The sequence below is a fragment of the Achromobacter aegrifaciens genome (genome assembly GCF_902859965.1).
Lineage (GTDB): Bacteria > Pseudomonadota > Gammaproteobacteria > Burkholderiales > Burkholderiaceae_B > Achromobacter > Achromobacter aegrifaciens.
On record NZ_CADIKO010000001.1, the window covers coordinates 491,646 to 510,010 of the forward strand.

General features: G+C 65.0%; 18 protein-coding genes and 1 tRNA gene. 8 read left to right on the forward strand and 11 right to left on the reverse strand.

Annotation, left to right across the window (positions count from 1 at the left end; genetic code table 11):
- Positions 1 to 28 precede the first annotated feature (28 nt).
- Positions 29 to 280, forward strand: a complete 252-nt coding sequence (locus HV793_RS02400; RefSeq protein WP_042795127.1) for a YfhL family 4Fe-4S dicluster ferredoxin — start codon at positions 29 to 31, stop codon at positions 278 to 280.
- Positions 277 to 1,500 carry a benzoate/H(+) symporter BenE family transporter gene (locus HV793_RS02405; RefSeq protein ID WP_175212596.1) on the forward strand — a complete coding sequence of 408 codons (1,224 nt, stop codon included), beginning with the start codon at positions 277 to 279 and terminating at the stop codon, positions 1,498 to 1,500. The genes HV793_RS02400 and HV793_RS02405 overlap by 4 nt, the downstream gene beginning before the upstream one ends.
- A 22-nt stretch (positions 1,501 to 1,522) precedes the next feature.
- Here HV793_RS02405 and HV793_RS02410 read toward each other — a convergent pair whose 3' ends face one another.
- Positions 1,523 to 1,909: an MOSC N-terminal beta barrel domain-containing protein gene (locus tag HV793_RS02410; RefSeq protein WP_054451940.1), complete on the reverse strand. Its 387-nt coding sequence runs from the start codon at positions 1,907 to 1,909 to the stop codon at positions 1,523 to 1,525.
- A complete protein-coding gene (locus HV793_RS02415; RefSeq protein WP_175161368.1) occupies positions 1,906 to 4,425 on the reverse strand; it encodes an AsmA family protein in 2,520 nt (839 codons plus the stop codon). The genes HV793_RS02410 and HV793_RS02415 overlap by 4 nt, the downstream gene beginning before the upstream one ends.
- Before the next feature lie 393 nt (positions 4,426 to 4,818).
- Here HV793_RS02415 and HV793_RS02420 point away from each other — a divergent pair, with 393 nt between their 5' ends.
- The 4 genes from HV793_RS02420 (at position 4,819) to HV793_RS02435 (ending at position 8,152) form a co-directional block, all read left to right on the forward strand.
- Positions 4,819 to 6,417, forward strand: a complete 1,599-nt coding sequence (locus tag HV793_RS02420; protein ID WP_175212597.1) for an MDR family MFS transporter — start codon at positions 4,819 to 4,821, stop codon at positions 6,415 to 6,417.
- A 3-nt stretch (positions 6,418 to 6,420) separates the two neighbouring features.
- Entirely contained in the window at positions 6,421 to 6,864 is a 444-nt protein-coding gene (locus tag HV793_RS02425) for a MarR family winged helix-turn-helix transcriptional regulator (protein WP_175212598.1), read from the forward strand.
- Between the two features lie 118 nt (positions 6,865 to 6,982).
- The gene (locus tag HV793_RS02430; protein ID WP_175212599.1) at positions 6,983 to 7,738 is read left to right on the forward strand and encodes a sulfite exporter TauE/SafE family protein; all 756 of its coding nucleotides are present in this window, start codon (positions 6,983 to 6,985) and stop codon (positions 7,736 to 7,738) included.
- Positions 7,739 to 7,768: 30 nt separating this feature from the next.
- A complete protein-coding gene (locus tag HV793_RS02435; protein WP_244958580.1) occupies positions 7,769 to 8,152 on the forward strand; it encodes an SH3 domain-containing protein in 384 nt (127 codons plus the stop codon).
- Positions 8,153 to 8,344: 192 nt separating this feature from the next.
- Here the strand turns inward: HV793_RS02435 and ychF are convergent, their stop codons facing one another.
- The 9 genes from ychF to HV793_RS02480 form a co-directional block, all read right to left on the reverse strand.
- Positions 8,345 to 9,436, reverse strand: a complete 1,092-nt coding sequence (ychF, locus tag HV793_RS02440) for a redox-regulated ATPase YchF (RefSeq protein WP_054451948.1) — start codon at positions 9,434 to 9,436, stop codon at positions 8,345 to 8,347.
- A 97-nt stretch (positions 9,437 to 9,533) separates the two neighbouring features.
- Positions 9,534 to 10,319 (reverse strand): CPBP family glutamic-type intramembrane protease, encoded by a 786-nt coding sequence (locus tag HV793_RS02445; protein WP_054451949.1) that lies wholly within the window; start codon positions 10,317 to 10,319, stop codon positions 9,534 to 9,536.
- Positions 10,319 to 10,915, reverse strand: a complete 597-nt coding sequence (pth, locus tag HV793_RS02450; RefSeq protein WP_054451950.1) for an aminoacyl-tRNA hydrolase — start codon at positions 10,913 to 10,915, stop codon at positions 10,319 to 10,321. Before pth ends, HV793_RS02445 begins: the two co-directional genes overlap by 1 nt.
- A 98-nt stretch (positions 10,916 to 11,013) precedes the next feature.
- A complete protein-coding gene (locus HV793_RS02455; RefSeq protein ID WP_042797362.1) occupies positions 11,014 to 11,628 on the reverse strand; it encodes a 50S ribosomal protein L25/general stress protein Ctc in 615 nt (204 codons plus the stop codon).
- A 147-nt stretch (positions 11,629 to 11,775) separates the two neighbouring features.
- A complete protein-coding gene (locus tag HV793_RS02460) occupies positions 11,776 to 12,726 on the reverse strand; it encodes a ribose-phosphate pyrophosphokinase (RefSeq protein WP_006227587.1) in 951 nt (316 codons plus the stop codon).
- 140 nt (positions 12,727 to 12,866) lie between these two features.
- Positions 12,867 to 12,943, reverse strand: a tRNA-Gln gene (locus HV793_RS02465).
- 1 nt (position 12,944) lies between these two features.
- Positions 12,945 to 13,856 (reverse strand): 4-(cytidine 5'-diphospho)-2-C-methyl-D-erythritol kinase, encoded by a 912-nt coding sequence (gene ispE / locus HV793_RS02470; RefSeq protein ID WP_082400801.1) that lies wholly within the window; start codon positions 13,854 to 13,856, stop codon positions 12,945 to 12,947.
- 77 nt (positions 13,857 to 13,933) lie between these two features.
- Positions 13,934 to 14,476: a lipoprotein insertase outer membrane protein LolB gene (lolB, locus tag HV793_RS02475; protein ID WP_175213141.1), complete on the reverse strand. Its 543-nt coding sequence runs from the start codon at positions 14,474 to 14,476 to the stop codon at positions 13,934 to 13,936.
- 53 nt (positions 14,477 to 14,529) lie between these two features.
- A complete protein-coding gene (locus HV793_RS02480) occupies positions 14,530 to 16,416 on the reverse strand; it encodes a tetratricopeptide repeat protein (RefSeq protein ID WP_119449626.1) in 1,887 nt (628 codons plus the stop codon).
- Between HV793_RS02480 and mutM the strand changes: the two genes are divergently transcribed.
- Both mutM and HV793_RS02490 read left to right on the forward strand, forming a co-directional pair.
- Positions 16,415 to 17,242, forward strand: a complete 828-nt coding sequence (gene mutM, locus HV793_RS02485) for a bifunctional DNA-formamidopyrimidine glycosylase/DNA-(apurinic or apyrimidinic site) lyase (protein WP_054451953.1) — start codon at positions 16,415 to 16,417, stop codon at positions 17,240 to 17,242. The genes HV793_RS02480 and mutM overlap by 2 nt on opposite strands.
- A 139-nt stretch (positions 17,243 to 17,381) precedes the next feature.
- Positions 17,382 to 18,335, forward strand: a complete 954-nt coding sequence (locus HV793_RS02490; protein WP_119449627.1) for an MBL fold metallo-hydrolase — start codon at positions 17,382 to 17,384, stop codon at positions 18,333 to 18,335.
- Positions 18,336 to 18,365: the final 30 nt, after the last annotated feature.

Below are 18,365 nucleotides of genomic sequence, written 5' to 3' on the forward strand. Positions count from 1 at the left end.
CCCTACCCGCCCCATACCGCAGCCCGCCATGGCCCTGACCATCACCGAAGAATGCATCAATTGCGACGTTTGCGAGCCCCAGTGCCCGAACGAAGCAATCTCCATGGGCGAGGACTATTACGTCATCGACCCTGACCGGTGCACCGAATGCGTGGGCCATCACGACGAGCCGCAATGCAAGGTCGTGTGCCCCGTGGAGTGCATCGAGCTGCACCCGCAATGGAATGAAGGCCAGGAACAGCTCATGGCCAAATACCGTCGCCTGACCGGTGCCGCATGAGCGACGCCGCGCAGTCCAGCATCAACCTCCCTCCTTCCCGCCACCACGCCCGCCGCGACCTGTCCGCATCGGCCATCGCCGCCGGCCTCGTCGCCGTGCTGGTCAGCTTCGGCGGCACCGCCGTGCTGATGGTGCAGGCAGGCCATACCGCGGGCCTGGATTCGGCGCACATCGGCTCCTGGATCGGCTCGCTCAGCCTGGCGTTCGGCCTGGGCGGCGCCTTGTACAGCCTGCGCACGGGCCTGCCCATCGTCATGGCCTGGTCCACGCCTGGCGCGGCGCTGCTGGTCACCGCGCTGGCCGGCGTTCCCTTCAATGAGGCAATCGGCGCCTTCATCCTGGCCGCCGCGCTGACGTTGGCCTGCGGCCTGTTCGGCTGGATCGATCCCATCCTGCGCCGCATCCCCGGCGAAATCGCCGCGGCCATGCTGGCGGGCGTGCTGCTCAACTTCGGCATGGGCGTCTTCAGCAACATCAAGCAGCAGCCCGCGCTGGTGCTGGCGATGTGCGTCGCCTATCTGCTGTGCCGGCGCTGGGCGCCGCGCTACGCGGTGCTGGTCGTCATGCTGGTGGCCATCGCCATCGCCTTCGGCCTGAACCTGATCCAGCTGGACCTGCTGGACTGGCGCCTCACCGAATTCGTCTGGACCACGCCCGCCTTCAGCGCGCAGGCCGCGGTCAGCCTGGGCATTCCGCTTTTCGTGGTCGCGATGGCCTCGCAGAACCTTCCCGGCCTGGCCATCCTGCAAGCGGCGGGCTACCAGCCGCCCGCCTCGCGCCTGGTGGCGGCCACCGGCCTGCTGGGCCTGCTGGCCGCGCCCTTCGGCGCGCACAGCGTCACGATGGGCGCCATCAGCGCGGCCATCTGCACCGGTCCCGAAGCGCATCCGGACCCGTCCAAGCGCTACATCGCCGCGGCCACCTACGGCCTGGGCTACGTCGTGCTGAGCGTCGTAGCCGGCGCCGTGGCCGTGTTCTTCCAGGCCTTGCCCTCCGCCCTGCTGGCCGCGCTGGCCGGGCTGGCGCTGCTGGGCACCATCATGGGCGGCATGGCCGCGGCCATGGCCAACCCGCAACGCCGCGAAGCCGCGCTCATCACGCTGCTGGCCACGGCATCTGGCTTCAGTTTCTGGGGTATCGGATCGGCCTTCTGGGGCCTTCTGGCAGGCCTGCTGGCCCACGCGGCTTTCGAATTCAAGCGCTCTGGCGCTCAGGCTTGAACGGCCCTTGCGCCCGGCCCGCTCAGGCCGGCCAGGCGGCCACGGGCGTATCGGGATGCACCTTCATGATGCGGCAAGGCACCTGGACGAAGTTGGAAATCCAGGCCGCGGCCAGTTCCCCTTCGTCGATCACGTCCACCACCTGCTCGCCCACCTTCATGCTGTAGCGCACGCTGTCGTCGTCTTCGATGACGTCCAGCGGAATGTCCATGCGCAGCATGCCAGGCGCCTTCAGCACCAGGTAGCCCAGCCGCAGCTCGACCGAAACGTCGGCCAGCCGCGGACACAGGCTGCGGTTCAGCCACTGCCCGGAATCGTTGGCGACCAGCCATTGCCGGTGATAGCCCGCGGCCTCGGCCTGCGTGGTGACGCCGCACTCGGCCACGGGTTGGAAGTTCTCGGCGTTCATTTGCCCAGCAGTCCCTTCAAAGCCTTGTCGACGGCAGCGCCGCCCTTGCCCTTGCCCGTCACCGCTTCGCGAAGCTTGTTTTCCAGGCTGCGCTGGAGAATGCCGCCGATGGCGTCCTTCCAGAGCACGGTATAGGTCGGCTTGTCGAACGGTCCCTTGACGTGCACGGGGATGGTCACGTCCTTCAGGTCTAGCAGTTCCTTGCCTTCCGGATCGGCTGCCGGATTGACGACGCGGGCTCGCGCCACCAGGTCCAATTCGCTCTTGACGAAGTCAATGGTGGCCGGATCGCCCTGCGTCACGCGCAACAGGGGCGACACCACGTTCAGGCGCTTGACCGCGGCCACGCCCTTGGTGAAGGCCAGGTCGGCGTCCATCTCGGAGAATTCCGTCTGCTTGCTGGTGTCGGACGCGACGGTTTCATTCTGCGATTCCGGTTTGAAGGCGGCCTTCAGTTCGCGCAGCGTCTGCGTCAGGTTGATGCCCTTGACCGCGCCATCGCGCAGGCGCAATTGCATGGTGCCGCCCAGGCCGCTCTTCATGGCGTAGGCATTGGCGCCGGCTGTCTTCAGGTCCAGCGCAAGGCTGCCCGTACCGCTCAGCACGTTCTGGCGCGCCAGGTCCATCAGGAACGGTTCGATGGCGATACCGGCCAGCGACATCTTGGTGGCCAGCTGGTTACCCTGCGCGGCGTCCACCGACAAAGTGCCCGCCAGCTTGCCGCCGTACAGGCCGGCAGTCAGGCTGGAGATATCCAGCTTGCCCTTGTCCAGCTTGACCGCGGCGCCGACGTCGTCGGCCTTCAGGCCGCGCACGACCAGCTTGCCAACCTTGATCGTGCCATTGACGCTGGGACCGATCAGCGCAGACAGGTCGATCGTGTCGTCGGCAGGTTTGGCAGGCGCCGCAGGGGCTGCAGGCTGCGCGGGCTTGCCGTCTTCCTTCTTGGCTTCGGCCGGCTGCTTGGGCGCCGGCTGCGCGGGCGTTGCCGCAACCGGCGGCACCAGCTTGTCCAGGTCCAGCGTATCCACCACCAGTGCGAAATTCACCTTGGGCGCATCGCTCAGCTTGGTAATGTCCGCGCTCAGATCGAACTTGCCGCCTTCCAGCACGGCGTTGATCTTGCTCGTGGCCTGATCCTTCAGCAGATCCGCGGTCACGCTGCCGATCACGGGGATCTGCAGGCTGCCCTTGGGCAGTCCAGGATCGGTGATGTTGACGTCGCCCCGCAAGCCAGACAGGCCGCCGCTGCGCTGCAACAGGTTCAAGGACAGCGGCGAGGCGAAGTTCAGCTTGACGATCCGTTCGCCATTCTTGGACGTGCTGTCCAGCTTGGCTTCCTTGATCTCCAGCTCACCGGCGTTGCCGCTGATGCCGTTCAAGCCGAAACTCGCGTCCAGGCCGCTGATGCGCACGCGGCCCGTCAGCGCCTCACCCGTGGCCGACGCCGGAGAGATATTGAGCGCGGGCGCGTCCACGGCGAATTCGAAGGGACCATCGGCCACGCCGCCCTTGGCGCGTATCGCCAGTTTCTCGATCTGCAGCTGGCTCTTATGCGGGTCGATCGCCAGCTTGGGGATGGCCACGCTGGCATCCACATTGGTCGCGCGCGCAGCGGGATCGGTGACGTCGCCCTGGAACACGACTTCCAGGCCGGCGATGTCCAACGCCGACTTCTGGCCGTTGAAGGCCAGATTGCCGCGCATGGCCAGGCTCTTGGCTTCGGCCCCCGGCAGCTTGCCGTCCATGCGCAGGTCCAGCTTCTGCGCAGCGTAGCGCTTGGCCGACGGATCCAGCGTAAGCAGGGCCTGGCCGGTCAAATTGGCGTCCACGCGCGGATCGCCACCCTCGACGCGTGCGGTCATGCGCACATCGAACGGTTGATTGAAGGTGACGCGGCCGGTGTTGGCGTTGATCTTGGTGACCGCCACCGCCATGCCCGTGATCTCGTCCTGCAGCTGCACCTGGCCGTCCTTCAGGTCCAGCCCGGCGATGTCGATCTGCATGTTGTTGCGCGGCTGCGGCAGGTTGCCGTTGGCGATGGCCTGCACCGCGCTCTGCGCCGCGCCCGCCAAGGCTTCAGCCGGATTGGCCGGCGCCGCCGTGATCGGCGCGGTGCCGCCCACGAGATTGCTGAAATTGAAATGGCCCTGCTTGTCCCGCACCACACGGGCCTTGAAACCGGTGATCGCGACGTGGTCCACCACGAAGCTGTTGGACAGCAGCGGCCACACCGCGACCGCCAGACGGGTGCTATCGATGGAGGCGAAGGTTTCGGAGCTGTCCGGCTCGGACAGCGACACGCCCTGCACCGACAGCCCGATGCGCGGGAAGAGCGACAGCTCGATCTCGCCGTCTATCGTCAGCGTGCGTTGGTAGCGTTGCTGGACAAGCTCTTCCAGCTTGTACTTGTACGCGTTGGGGTCGAATGTCAGCAAGAAGATGGCCAGGCCAACGACGGCCACGACAACCAACACTACCAGGCCTATCAAAATGCGCTTGAACCACGTTTTCATTGCTGCCCCGTCGGTACCTCGACTGGAAATCCTTGAATGCCGTCCGCTGCGCCGGGCGCGCGGAAGGTGCTTTAGCTGCGGAAAAACCGCCAGGCCCATGTAGCCACGGCCTTTCAGGGCGTGCCCGCTCTCTTGCCGAGCCTGGGGCTGCGGCGCCGAAAATGGAATCTGCCAAGGAAAGCCTGATGAAGACGCCAGCCGAGCCAGCGTACAGATAGCGCTATCGTAACAAATCGGGCCGACTTCGCGCGGATGGCCGGGCGCGGCCGCGCAAAATCAACACTATCGGTATCGATGCGGCGTCTCGAAATCCGGCCTCGGACCTGACAACTTTCTGTCTCGCGGATTGTAGGGCTAGAATGATTGATACATCAATCATTGATAGATCCAACAATGTCCGCCCCCGCTACAGGCACCCCGCACTCGCCCGGCCAAGTGCTTCCTTTCCGCCAAACCCTGCTTGCCATGCTGGGCATGTGCTTCGTCATGATGATGGTCGCCATCGATCAGACCGTGGTCGGCACCGCGCTGCCGACCATTGTTGCCGAACTCAAAGGCTTCGAACTGTATGCATGGGTAGCGACGTCTTACCTGCTTACCTCCGTCATCACCGTGCCTATCTTCGGCCGCCTGGGCGACTACTACGGGCGCAAGCCGTTCGTAGTGGCAGCCATCGTATTGTTCACCCTGGCCTCGGCGCTATGCGGCGCGGCCGACAGCATGTTCACGCTGGTCCTGGCGCGGGCGCTGCAAGGCATAGGCGGCGGCATGCTGGTAGGCACGGCGTTCGCGTCCATCCCCGACCTGTTTCCCGATCCCCACGTGCGGTTGCGGTGGCAAGTCATGCTCAGTTCCGCCTTCGGCATCGCCAACGCCATCGGCCCGACCTTGGGCGGCGCGCTGACCGAGCACTATGGCTGGCGCTCGGTGTTCTACGTCAACCTGCCCATTGGCCTCCTCGGACTCTGGTTCGTCGCCCGCTATCTGCCGCATCTGCGCAGCCACACGACCGGCCGCGTGCGGCTGGACTGGCAGGGTGCGCTGCTCATCGCCGTGGCGCTGGGCAGCCTGCAATTGCTGGTCGAGCTGTTGCCCAAGGAAGGGCTTAGCGCATCCCTCCTGCTGCTGGGCGCGGGCAGCGCGGTAGCCTTCGCCCTGCTGTTCTGGTGGGAACGGCGCTGCCCCCACCCGCTGCTGCCGCTGGACATGTTCCGCAACCGCGGCCTCGCCATGCTCTTCACGCTGGCCCTGCTGGTGGGCGTGACCATGTACTCGCTGCTGTTCTACGCGCCGCTGCTGCTGCAAGGCGGCTTCGGGCTGTCGCCCCAGGACGCCGGCCTGCTGATCACGCCAATGGTGGTTTTCATCACGGTGGGCAGCATCGTCAACGGCCGCATCATCACCCGCATCCGCAATCCCAACCGCATGCTGTATGCGGGCTTCATCCTGATGGCGCTCTCGTGCCTGGGCATTGTTACCACCCATAGCTATACGTCACATGCGCTCATCGCTGCATACATGCTGATGGCCGGGCTGGGCATGGGTTTCATCATGCCCAACCTGACGGTCTTCGCGCAGCAGACCGCCGGCCGCAGCCACCTGGGCATCGCCACGGCGCTGCTGCAATCCCTGCGCATGATCGGCGGCATGTTGGGCACGGCGATCGTCGGCACCATGATCAACCACAGCTATTTCAGCGGCGTCGAATCCACGCTGCGCGGCGCTTCCGCCCGCTGGCTGCCAGAGCTGAATGATCCCCAGATGCTCGTCAATCCCGAGGCCCAGACGCAGTTCCTGGCACAATTGGCGCACCAAGGCCAGGACGGAACCTCGCTGATCGAGATCGCGCGCGTCGCGCTCGTCGGCGCCATCCACGAAGGGCAACTCATAGCCCTGGCGGTCGCGGTGTTCGCGCTCTGGTGCGTGCGGCGCGTGCCGCCGGTCCAGTTGATCCGCCCTTCCACACCAGAGCCGGCCGGCGTCGGAGAATAGCTTTTGCCCAAACAACAACAAGGCTTGCAGGTCATCCAGCACATGGGACAGGCCTACCGCGGCATGCAGAGCGCGTTCAGCAGCACCGTCGGCCACGCCCTGCCCCGTTGGCGCATTTTGCTGGCGCTGCATGAGTGCGGCCAATGTTCGCAGAAGCATCTGGCCGAACGCTGCCGGCTCGATCCCGCGTCGCTCACACGGCAGCTGCAGGCCATGGAAAAAATGGGCTGGATCGCGCGCGCAGTGGATCCGCAGGACAACCGCCTGACCAACGCCAGCCTCACGCCGGCCGGCCAGGCCGTGGTGGACGAAGCCCTGCCCAAGCGGGCGGCGTTCTTCGAGGAGTCGCTCAAGGGGTTGTCGGCCGCGGATATCGACACTTTGAATCGCGTGCTGAGCGTGCTGGAAGCGAATTTCCTGCGGGCGGCGGACAAGGCGCCAAGCTAGCACGGGCTCCGCCGCCATAAGAAGCACGGTATCGGCCCATAGCAAAACACGATTCGCGAGCCATAAGGATCATCCAGAATACAAACCGACTCCCCCACATAAGAACAAAGAGGCGGCAATGGATTCGGTGTATTTGGTGGTGACGCTGGGCGCGGTCATCGCGGGCTTCCTGCAGGGCCTGTCAGGCTTTGCCTTCGGCCTGGTGGCGATGTCGTTCTGGGCCTGGGTGCTGGACCCGCGCCTGGCCGCGACGCTCGCGGTCTTCGGCGCCCTGGTCGGGCAGATCCTCGCCGCCATCACCGTGCGCCGCGGCTTCGATCTGCGGCGATTGCTGCCCTTCGTGATCGGCGGCCTGTTCGGCATTCCGCTGGGCGTGGCGCTGCTGCCGCGCCTGGACATGGACTGGTTCAAGACCATACTCGGCATCCTGCTTGTGATCTGGTGTCCCGCCATGTTGTTGGCCAAGAACCTGCCGAAGATCGCCGCAGGCGGGCGCGCCGCCGATGCGGCCGTCGGCATGGCCGGCGGCGTGCTGGGCGGCATAGGCGGCTTCACAGGCACGCTGCCCACCTTGTGGTGCACCCTGCGCGGATTCGACAAGGACGCGCAACGCGCCATCATCCAGAACTTCAACCTGTCCATGCTGCTGGCGACCATGGGCACGTATCTGGCCAGCGGCATCGTCACGCGCGCCATGCTGCCCATGTTCGCCATCGTCGCCGCCGCCATGCTGGTGCCGGTGTTGCTGGGCGCGAAGCTTTACATAGGCATCAGCGAGGCGCGCTTCCGGCAGATCGTGCTGGGGCTGCTGACGGCTTCCGGAGTCGCGTTGCTGGCCTCGGCGGTGCCGCGGCTGCTGGAGCGCATGGCATAGTTCCGTCCGTGAACGCAATACGGACAATCAATGCCCATGAATTCCGACCGCCGCTACCTCGTCATCCAGGCCCACGCCAGCGAGTTCCCCGAACCCATGCTGGTGCGCAAGGGAGATCGCGTCACCGTCGGCGAACGGTACGATGGCCCCGAGGGCTGGCCCGACTGGTATCTGTGCACGCCAGCAGGCCAACAAGCCGGCTTCGTGCCGGCGCAATTCCTGGACCGCCACGCCGACGGCAGCGCCACGATGCTGGAGGATTTCACCAACAAGGAGCTGGATGTCGCGCAAGGCGAAATGCTGCGCGGAGAACGCGAACTGAATGGGTGGGTGTGGGCGGTAAGGCTTGCGGATGGAGAGACGGGCTGGGTGCCGCTTGAAAACCTGCGTCTGTGCGATCACACCATCTGCTGATGCGGTCCAACCCGGCCGCTGCCAGTCATCCCGCTTTTCGCCGCAACCGATTGTTTCTCATCCCTCATACCGTTCTCGCAAAGCCCTTCCTGAAGCGGCGCGCATCGCTGTTGACGCCTCACCAAAAAAAGCACCCCAAAGATCGGACACAGGTCTGATCTTTGGGGTGCTTCGCGGGATGTGCTGTTTCGCTTAGACGTTGAACAAGAAGTTCATCACGTCCCCATCCTGCACGATGTATTCCTTGCCTTCCGCGCGCATCTTGCCCGCTTCCTTGGCGCCCTGCTCACCCTTGTAGGTGATGTAGTCGTCATAGGAGATGGTCTGGGCGCGGATGAAGCCGCGTTCGAAGTCGGTGTGGATGACGCCAGCGGCCTGGGGCGCGGTGGCGCCGATCGGCACGGTCCAGGCGCGCACTTCCTTAACGCCGGCGGTGAAGTAGGTCTGCAGGCCCAGCAGCTTGAAGGCGGCGCGGATCAGGCGGTTCAGGCCGGGCTCTTCCATGCCCATGTCCGACAGGAAAGCCTGGCGGTCGGCGTCGTCGAGGTCGACGATCTCGGATTCAATGGCGGCGCAGATGGCGACCACGGGCGCGTTGCGCGCGGCGGCGAATTCGGTCAGGCGGTCGAGCAGCGGATTGTTGGTGAAGCCGTCGTCCGCCACGTTGCCCACGTACATCGCGCGCTTGGCGGTGATGAAGCAGAGCTGGGCGATGTCGGCCTTTTCCTCGGTGGAGAGGTCCAGCGCACGGATCGGCTTGGCTTCGTTCAGCTGGGCCACGCACTTTTCCAGCACGGCCACGATGCGCTGCGATTCCTTGTCGCCCGAACGCGCGGTCTTCTGGTGGCGTTGCAGGGCCTTTTCAGCGGTCTGCAGGTCGGCCAGGGCCAGTTCGGTTTCGATGACTTCGATGTCGGCGATGGGATCGACCTTGCCGGCCACGTGGATCACGTTGGGATCTTCGAAGCAGCGCACCACGTTGACGATGGCGTCGGTTTCGCGGATGTGCGAGAGGAACTGGTTGCCCAGGCCTTCGCCCTTGCTCGCGCCGGCGACCAGGCCCGCGATGTCGACGAATTCGACGGTGGCGGAAAGGATGCGTTCGGGCTTGACGATTTCAGCCAGCTTCTGCAGACGCTGATCCGGCACTTCGACCACACCAACGTTGGGTTCGATGGTGCAGAACGGATAGTTCTCGGCGGCGATGCCGGCGCGGGTCAGAGCGTTGAAGAGGGTCGATTTGCCTACGTTGGGCAGGCCGACGATGCCGCATTGCAGAGCCATGGGAATCCTGTGTAAGTACGGTATTGATCGTTAACGTTCTAGTTTACCCCGGCTGGGCGCTCAGGCCCCGCCGGCCGGGCCGCCGTTGCGGCCCCGGTCAGGCTGCGGCGGCGGGAACCCAGCGCATGATGATCCAGATCATCAAAATGGGGCCAGCGTTGAAAGCAGAATGCAGCAATATGGCTGCGCCGATTCCGCGACGCACGCGCATCCAGCCCAGCACGAGGCCCGTGAGCCATTGCGGCAGCACCAGCAGGGGCAGCAGCCAGTATGGCGTCTTGCCGTAGACGAAGTTGGTCAGGTGCACCGCGGCAAAGGTCAGCGCGACCAGGTGGAACACCAGGCCGAAATGCTGCAAGTAATAGCGCCGCCAGGTGGTGTCCCAGCCTCGTAGCGGTTCGGGGCGCTGGCGCGCGCCCCAGCAGGCCAGGATGACGAATGCAGCCAGCAGCAGGCCGGTCCAGACCTTGGGCCCCCACAGCACCACGGGCACCATCGCCGGGATCAGCCATAGCGCCTGTCTTGGACGGCGCAGGCCATAGCGGAACAGTATCTCTTCCACCAGCGGCGCCCAGATGACGGCGGTCAGCCAGGGGATGTTGGCGGGATCGAGCCGATGCGTAACGCCGCCGAGCCCGGCGGCGGCCACCGCCACCGGCCCCAGTGCGAACAGGTTCACGGCCCACAGCAGCGCGGCCCAGGCCAGCAGGCGTCCAGGCCCCAGGCCCGGCCACCAGTCGGCCACCAGCCCGCTCGCGGACGCGCGGCCCGGCAGGCGCGAAGCCGGATGCGGGTGCCGGATGAAACGCCAGAAATCCGCAACTTCGCTGCGAAAGCGAAGTTTTCCGCCAGATAGCGAAGCCGATTGCCGCTGGTCCGTCATCAGGCCTCGTTGCCGCTGTGGAGTTGGCGTGTCGCCAGGGGAAAATCTCCGGCCAGCATCGCCGGCACGACCGCGCGACACCGGTCGATCACCGCTTCGATCTCTTTCTGTTCCTCGCGGCGCGGCGGATGCAGCACGAAGTCCGCCACCTGCTGGGCCAGGCCCAGCGTGCGGGGATGGCCGATGCCAATGCGCAGGCGCCAGAAGTTGGGGCTGCCCAAGGCCGCCTGGATGTCCTTCAAGCCATTGTGGCCGGCGTGCCCACCGCCCTGCTTCAGTTTCACCTGGCCGGGCATCAGGTCCAACTCGTCATGCAGCACCAGCACCTGCTCGGGCACAAGCTTGTAGAAACGAGCCAACGCGCCGACCGCCTGGCCGGAACGATTCATGTAGGTATTGGGCTTCAACAGCAGCACGTTGTCGGCGCCCAGACGGGACTTGGCCACCATGCCGAAAAAGGACTTCTCCAGCGCAAAAGAAGCGCGCAAGTCGTCCGCCAGATGGTCGGCCAGCCAGAAGCCGGCGTTATGCCGGGTCGTTTCGTAGTCAGGGCCGGGATTACCCAGTCCGACGATGAGGCGTATAGGAGTAGACATGATGGGGGGTGTTTAAACCAAAAAACCCTGCGCATGCAAATGCACACGCAGGGTTTCGGGTACCAGCCGTGGAAAGCCCGAGGGCTTTCCGGCAGGACTTAGGCGGCCGGAGCTTCGGCAGCGCCTTCGTCGGCGGCAGCGCCGCCCTTGACCACGGCCGTGGCGGCCAGCAGCGGGTTGGCGTCACCGCCGTGGGGCACGTACGTCACGCCCTTGGGCAGCTTGATGTCGGCCAGGTGGACCGAAGCGCCAGGCAGCAGATCCTTCAGGTCCACTTCGATGAACTGGGGCAGCGCTGCCGGCAGGCAGGTGATTTCCAGTTCGGTCAGGACGTGGCTGATGATGGCGCCGCCCAGCTTCACGGCCGGCGAGACTTCAGCGTTGATGAAGTGGAACGGGACCTTGGTGTGCAGGGCCTGGTTGGCGTCCACGCGCTGGAAGTCCACGTGCAGGACTTGCGGCTTGTAGGCGTGCCATTGAACCGAACGCAGCAGGACTTGCTCTTCCTTGGCTGCGCCTTCCAGCGCCATTTGCAGGATCGACGCGTGGAATTCTTCCTTGCGCAGGGCGTGGTAGATCTCGTTGTGGTCGAGTTCGATGTTCAGGGGGGCAGCCGTACCGCCATAAACGATGGCGGGAACGCGGCCCGCGCGGCGCAGGCGGCGGCTCGCACTCGAACCCTGGACGCTACGCGCAGTGGCATTGAATTTCATGGAAAACTCCAAAAACAATAAATGGCGAAGAGACTTCGCCGATTAGTGCACGGCACGCGAAATGCACGCCGTGTTTGTTGCGCCTTGCCGCGACCAGCAAGGCGCAAAACTCTGTATCCGGACTACCCGTCCGAGGGCCGCTACGTCTTAATCGACGAACAGCGAGCTGACCGATTCCGCGTTCGAGATACGCAGGATGGTCTCGCCCAGCAGCGCGGCGCACGACAGCTGGCGGATCTTGCCGCTGGCCTGGCCTTGCTCGGAGAGCGGAATGGTGTCGGTGACGACCAGTTCGTCCAGTTCCGACGCTTCGATGCGGTCGATGGCGCCGCCCGACAGCACGGGGTGCGTGCAATAGGCGTAAACGGCGCCGGCGCCGCGGTCCTTCAGGGCCTGGGCCGCCTTGCACAGCGTGCCGGCGGTGTCGACCATGTCGTCCATGATGATGCAGGTGCGGCCGTCGACTTCACCGATGATGTTCATCACTTCCGACACGTTGGCGCGCGGACGGCGCTTGTCGATGATGGCCAGATCGGCTTCCAGCTGTTTGGCCAGCGCGCGGGCCCGCACCACGCCGCCGATGTCCGGGGACACGACGACCAGGTTCGAGAAATTGCGGCGCCAGATGTCGCCCAGCAGGATCGGACCCGCGTAGATGTTGTCCACGGGGATATCGAAGAAACCCTGGATCTGGTCGGCGTGCAGGTCCATCGTCAGGACGCGGTCGACGCCAGCCACTTGCAGCATGTTGGCCACGACCTTCGCCGAGATGGCCACGCGCGCCGAGCGCGGGCGGCGGTCCTGGCGGGCATAGCCGAAATAGGGAATGGCGGCGGTGATGCGGCCAGCGGAAGCGCGGCGCAAGGCATCGACCATCACCATGATTTCCATCAGGTTGTCGTTGGTGGGGGCACAGGTGGGCTGCAGGACGAAGACGTCCTTGCCGCGCACATTCTCGTTGATCTCGACCATCACTTCGCCGTCCGAGAAGCGACCGACGGTCATCTTGCCCAGGGACATATCGAGGTGGTTGACTACGTCCACGGCCAGCCGAGTATTGGCGGTGCCCGTGAAAATCATGAAGCTATCGTTTGCCATGATGGATGATGCGATGGTCGTTTTAAGACACTAACGAGATGATGCGAGGTAATGCACCAGCGGACCCGGAAAATAAAAAAGCTGCTGAACCCGGGCCAGTGTCTTACAGGCGTGTTCAACAGCTTTTTTATGTATTCGGTTGGCTGGGGAGGAAGGATTCGAACCTTCGCATGCCGGAATCAAAATCCGGTGCCTTAACCAGCTTGGCGACTCCCCAACTATCTTGCAATCCAATTCCGCAACGGATGTTCAGCTAACCCAGTACATGCCTGCACTAACCGAAACCGTGGATGCGTTTGGCTGAATGTTTTATCAGCGCCGCGCATTATAGCGGATATTTCTGCTTCTGCCAAAACGGCTTCGGAGAGTTCGGAAAATTCGGCGAATAAACACGCGCCAGATCCCGACATGCGAACTGGAGTTCCACGAAGGACCTCCTGCTCAGCAAGCCACCGCGATGCCCCAAGCACTTCTGGGTAAAGGCGGTAGACCACCGGCTCCAAATCATTCCTGCCGAAGCGGGAAGTAGGCGAAGCAAGAAAGACCGCTATTGTGATGGAAGAAGAATCTCTTGTCAAATCAGGTGCGGAAAATATTTGTGGCGTGGGCACGCTGGCGTCCGGCTGTGCCACCAGATATGCACGATCCGGCAGCGTCACCGCCGTCAGGTCTTCGCCTACACCCTGGGCGAATGCGGATTGACCGAAGACAAACACGGGCACATCGGCGCCCAGAGGCAAGGCCAGCTCCATGAGTTCGCGCCGCGACAGCCCGGTATTCCACAACTTGTTCAGCGCGATCAGCACGGATGCCGCATCGCTGGAGCCGCCGCCCAGGCCGCCGCCTTGCGGGATGCGCTTTTCCAGGCCGATCTGCACGCCCTGCTTCGTACCCGTGGCCCGCTGCAGCGCATGCGCCGCGCGCAGGGTCAGATCCTGCTCTTCGGGCACGCCAGGCAGCTCCGTGGCGCGGCTGATGACGCCGTCGGCGCGCACATCGAAATGCAAGGTGTCGCACAGGTCGATAAAGCGGAAGGCGGTTTGCAGCAGGTGATAGCCGTCGGCGCGCCGGCCTACGACGTGCAGGAACAGATTGAGCTTGGCGGGAGCGGGTACGTCGTAGAGAGTCACGGCTGAACAAACAAAAAAAAGCGGTCGCCCCGATTTTACCGGGCGACCGCTGATTCCGGGCCAAGACGGCCCGCCATTCAAGGCTGATTGACGACCAGACGCAGCATGATGCGCCGGCCCGGCTCCTGGCGTTCCAACACCAGCAATTGGGGACCTAGCGTGTCGTAACGTGAGAGCCGCGCGCGCCAGCCGCCCTGCTCAAAAGCCGCCAGGCGACCCAGTTCGTCGCGCGACACTTCGGTCGCTTCGGGCGTGGCCGCCAGCTTGCCCCGCAGCCAGTCACGCAGCCCGGACACGGGCATGCTGCTGCCCAGCGCTTCCGCGGCCAGGGCATCGGGATTGTCGGCGACCAGGCGGGTGCCGTCGGCCTTGGTCAGGCTGGCCGCGCCGGGCCGTCCTTCCACCCGAGCCTCGGTCGAACCCAGCGGGTTGGTCAGGTCCAGCACATACTGGCGGCCATCGTCCGACCACGAGAAGCCGCCCTGCACGGCGTTCTGCTTGCCGCTTTCCTCGTTGACGGTAATGGCGAAGCGGCCGATGCGCGAAAACGCGTCGGCGCTGGCGCCTTCGATCGGTTTGGGCGTGGTGCAGGCCGCCAGCGTCGCCGCCAGCAGTGCCATCAGGAACCAGCGCAGCGGCGCGGCGGCGCCGAGCGCACGTTGAAACACTGCGGTCACAGGCTGATCCCCAGGCGCTTGGCCACGTCCTGAACAGTCTTGTTCTTGGGATCCTTGGCCACCGCGGCGCGCAGCAACTCGACGGCCTGGTCGCGCTTGCCCTGGGTCCAGAGGACCTCGGCCAGGTGGGCTGCGATATCTGCTTCCGGACGCACGCTGTAGGCGCGCCGCAGGTAGTCGGCGGCAGCTGCGGAATCGCCCATGCGGTACTTGACCCAGCCCATGCTGTCGAGGATGAACGGATCGTTGGGCGCGAGCTCCAGCGCTTGCGTGATCAGATCCAGGGCCTCGGGCAGGCGCTGGTTGTGATCGGCCAGCGTGTAGCCCAGCGCGTTGTAGGCATGCGCATGATCAGGGTCCAGCGCGATGACCTGGCGCAGCATGCGTTCGAGGTCGGCCAGACGGTTCTGGCGTTCGTACAGCATGGCCAGTTCGTACTTGATCTCGACCGTGTCGGGCAGCGCCTGATCGGCCGCTTCCAATACCGACACCGCCTGCTGCACGCGGTCGGCGTCGCGCAGGATCTGGGCCTTGGTCAATACGCCGAGCGTACGCTCTTCCTCGTCCTGCGGGCCGGCGGCGTCGATCATGGCCAGCGCGTCGTCAATGCGACCGCTCTTGGCGCGCAAGGCGGCCTGGCGCATGCGCACCGAGTAGCGCAGCGTCGGATCGTCGATACGGCCCAGTTCAGCAATGGCGTCGTCGTAATGGCCCTGGTCTTCGGCGATGCGGGCCAGCAAGACATGGGCGTCGGCCGCGGCGGCGCCGGCATCGGTTGCGCCCGGGACGGTCGCGCGCTGGCGTTGCTGCTGCACGTCCAGATACTGTTGCAACAGGCTCTTGGCCTGCGGCAATTGCCCGGCCTTGTAGGCCAGTTGCGCCTGCATGAACAGGAGGTCGAAATCTTCCGGCGAACGGCGCGACATGGCCTGCAATTCAGCCAGCGCGCCGTTGTAGTCGCCGCTGTCGGCCAACTGGCCGGCCAGCATCAGGCGCACCTTGCGGGCGTTGGGATTGCGGGCGATATAGGCGCGCGCCTCGGCCTGCGCGCGCTGCGGGTCCACTTTGTAGCCGTATTCCAGCACGCGCAGGGCCGCGGGTTCCGACTTGGGATCCGCCGCCAGGGCCGCGCGCGACTCCTGCGCGGCACGGGTGTAGTCGCCCGAGGCGGAAGCCACGTCAGCCAGCGCCAGGTGCGCTGCCGGCAGCTTGCGCACGCTGTCGCTCAGGGATTCGTCGAGGATGCGCAGGGCGAGGCGGCGGTCGTTCAGGCGGCTCAGCACGGCCAGGGCCTGGCCGATGGCGGCCGGCTTGTCGCGCGAGGAATCGATGCGGTTGCGCAGGGCCTGCGACAGGCCCTTGGTCTGGCCGTTGGCGGCGGCCAGCGCCAGCTCGGTGGAACTGGCCTCCACGTCGTTGGGAGACAGGCGCGCCCAAACCCGCGCGGCGTCCAGGGCGCCGGGCAGGTTGCCGCCGGCCAGTTGGAATTCGAGGGCGCGGCGAGCCAGGCGTGGATCGCCGGTATCCCGCGCCAGGCCCAGCATGGTGGTAGCCGCGGAACCGTACATGCCGCGCTGCGCGGCGATCTCGGAGGCGAGCACGCGATAAAAAATGTCCGCGGTCAGCGAGACATAGGGCAACTGCCCGGGGCGCAGCCGTATGACTTCGGTTTCAGGGTGGCGGCTCTGGGGCGCCATCCTGGGCCCGGTCGCATCGCGCGTCCGGCTGTCGGCGGCCTGGGCCGGCGGGGTCAGTATTGCTGCCAGCGCAAGCGCTAGCGCGGCGATCCCGATGTTTATAGGTTTGAAAGACGACTTCACGCGGCCCGTCCGGTTGATGGCACAATCTTCGTACACGCAATTAATGATCTTACACTGGCTCATGCCGGAACTGCCTGAAGTCGAAACCACGCGTCGGGGAATCGACGCCGTCATCACCGGCCGGACGCTCACGCGCCTGGTCATCCACGAATCCCGCATGCGCTGGCCGATCCCGCAGGATCTGCCGTCGCTGGTCGCTGGCCGCGCCGTGCTGGAATGCGCGCGCCGCGGCAAGTACCTGCTGCTGCGATTCGAACACGGCACCCAGATCGTGCATCTGGGCATGTCGGGGTCGCTGCGCAGCGTCGCGCCTGGTGAATTCCTGCGCAAGCACGACCATGTCGAATGGATCTTCGAACAGGCCGTGCTGCGCCTGCATGACCCGCGGCGCTTTGGCGCGGTGCTGTGGCACCCCGAATCCGACGGCCCCATCGAAGCCCACCCCCTGCTGGCCAAGCTGGGCATCGAACCCTTCGATCCACGGTTCGACGGCGCCTGGCTGCACCGCCATTTCAAGAACCACAGCGCCGCCATCAAGCAGGTGCTGCTGGCCGGCATGGCGGTGGTGGGCGTGGGCAATATCTATGCGTCGGAAAGCCTGTTCCGCGCCCGCATCAATCCCAAGACGCCAGCCAACAAACTGTCGCCCGCCCGCTGCGAGCGCCTGGCCGACATGGTGCGCGCCACCCTGGCCGATGCCCTGACCTCCGGCGGCAGCACGCTGCGGGACTACGTCGGAGCCACCGGCGAACCAGGCGCCTACTTCGAGATCCACGCCGCCGTCTACGAACGCGAGGGTCTGCCCTGCCGCGTCTGCGCCACCCCCATACGGCGCATCGTCCAAGGCCAGCGCGCCACCTACTATTGCCCGAAATGCCAAAGGAATTGACCGCTGCCGCCCCGGAAATCCGCGGGAAATCCCTGTAAAAACAAGACCATTTGTTTATAGCAAACGTATTGCACGAAAACTAACGTCAAGCTATATTCCTTCCACACACCCTATTCCTATAAAAGTGGAAGGAGCCTCCATGAGCAAGCAATTCGCCTCGCACGCCGACCTGGACGACAAGGTCGTCTCGTTCGAAAAACTGTCCGACAACGCCTATGCCTACACGGCCGAAGGCGATCCCAACACGGGCGTGATCATCGGCGACGAGGCCGTCATGGTGGTCGACACCCAGGCCACCCCTGTCATGGCACAGGACGTGATCCGCCGCATCCGCGAAGTCACGGACAAGCCCATCAAGTACATCCTGCTGTCGCATTACCACGCCGTGCGCGTGTTCGGCGCGTCGGCCTACAACGCCCAGGAAATCCTGGCCAGCCGCGACACCTACGACCTGATCGCCGAACGCGGCGAACAGGACAAGGCCAGCGAAATCGGCCGCTTCCCCCGCCTGTTCCGCAATGCCGAATCGATTCCGCCGGGCCTGGTCTGGCCGACGATGACGTTCAAGGGCGAAATGACGGTCAACCTGGGCAACCTGGAAGTCAAGCTGCTGCAAGTGGGCCGCGGCCACACCAAGGGCGACACCATCGCCTGGTTGCCCGAGCAGAAGATCCTGTTCGCTGGCGACCTGGTCGAATACCAGTCCACCCCCTACTGCGGCGACGCCTACTTCCGCGACTGGCCCAGCACGCTGGACGCGCTGTCTGGCTTCGAAGCCGAGAAAATGGTCCCGGGCCGCGGCCCCGCGCTGAAGAACGCCACCGAAGTCCGCCAGGGCCTGGCCGGCACGCGCGCCTTCCTGACCGACCTGTACGGCGCGGTGAACCGCGGCGTGGCCGAGGGCAAGGACCTGAAGACCATCTACCGCGAGGTCTACGACTTCATGAAGCCGCGCTACAGCGACTGGGTAATCTTCGACCACTGCATGCCGTTCGACGTGTCGCGCGCCTATGACGAGGCCACCGGCTACACCCACCCGCGCATCTGGACCGACAAGCGCGATCTGGAGATGTGGGCGCAGCTGGAAGGCTGATCCCGGCGGGCCGCCAATGGCCCATCCGAG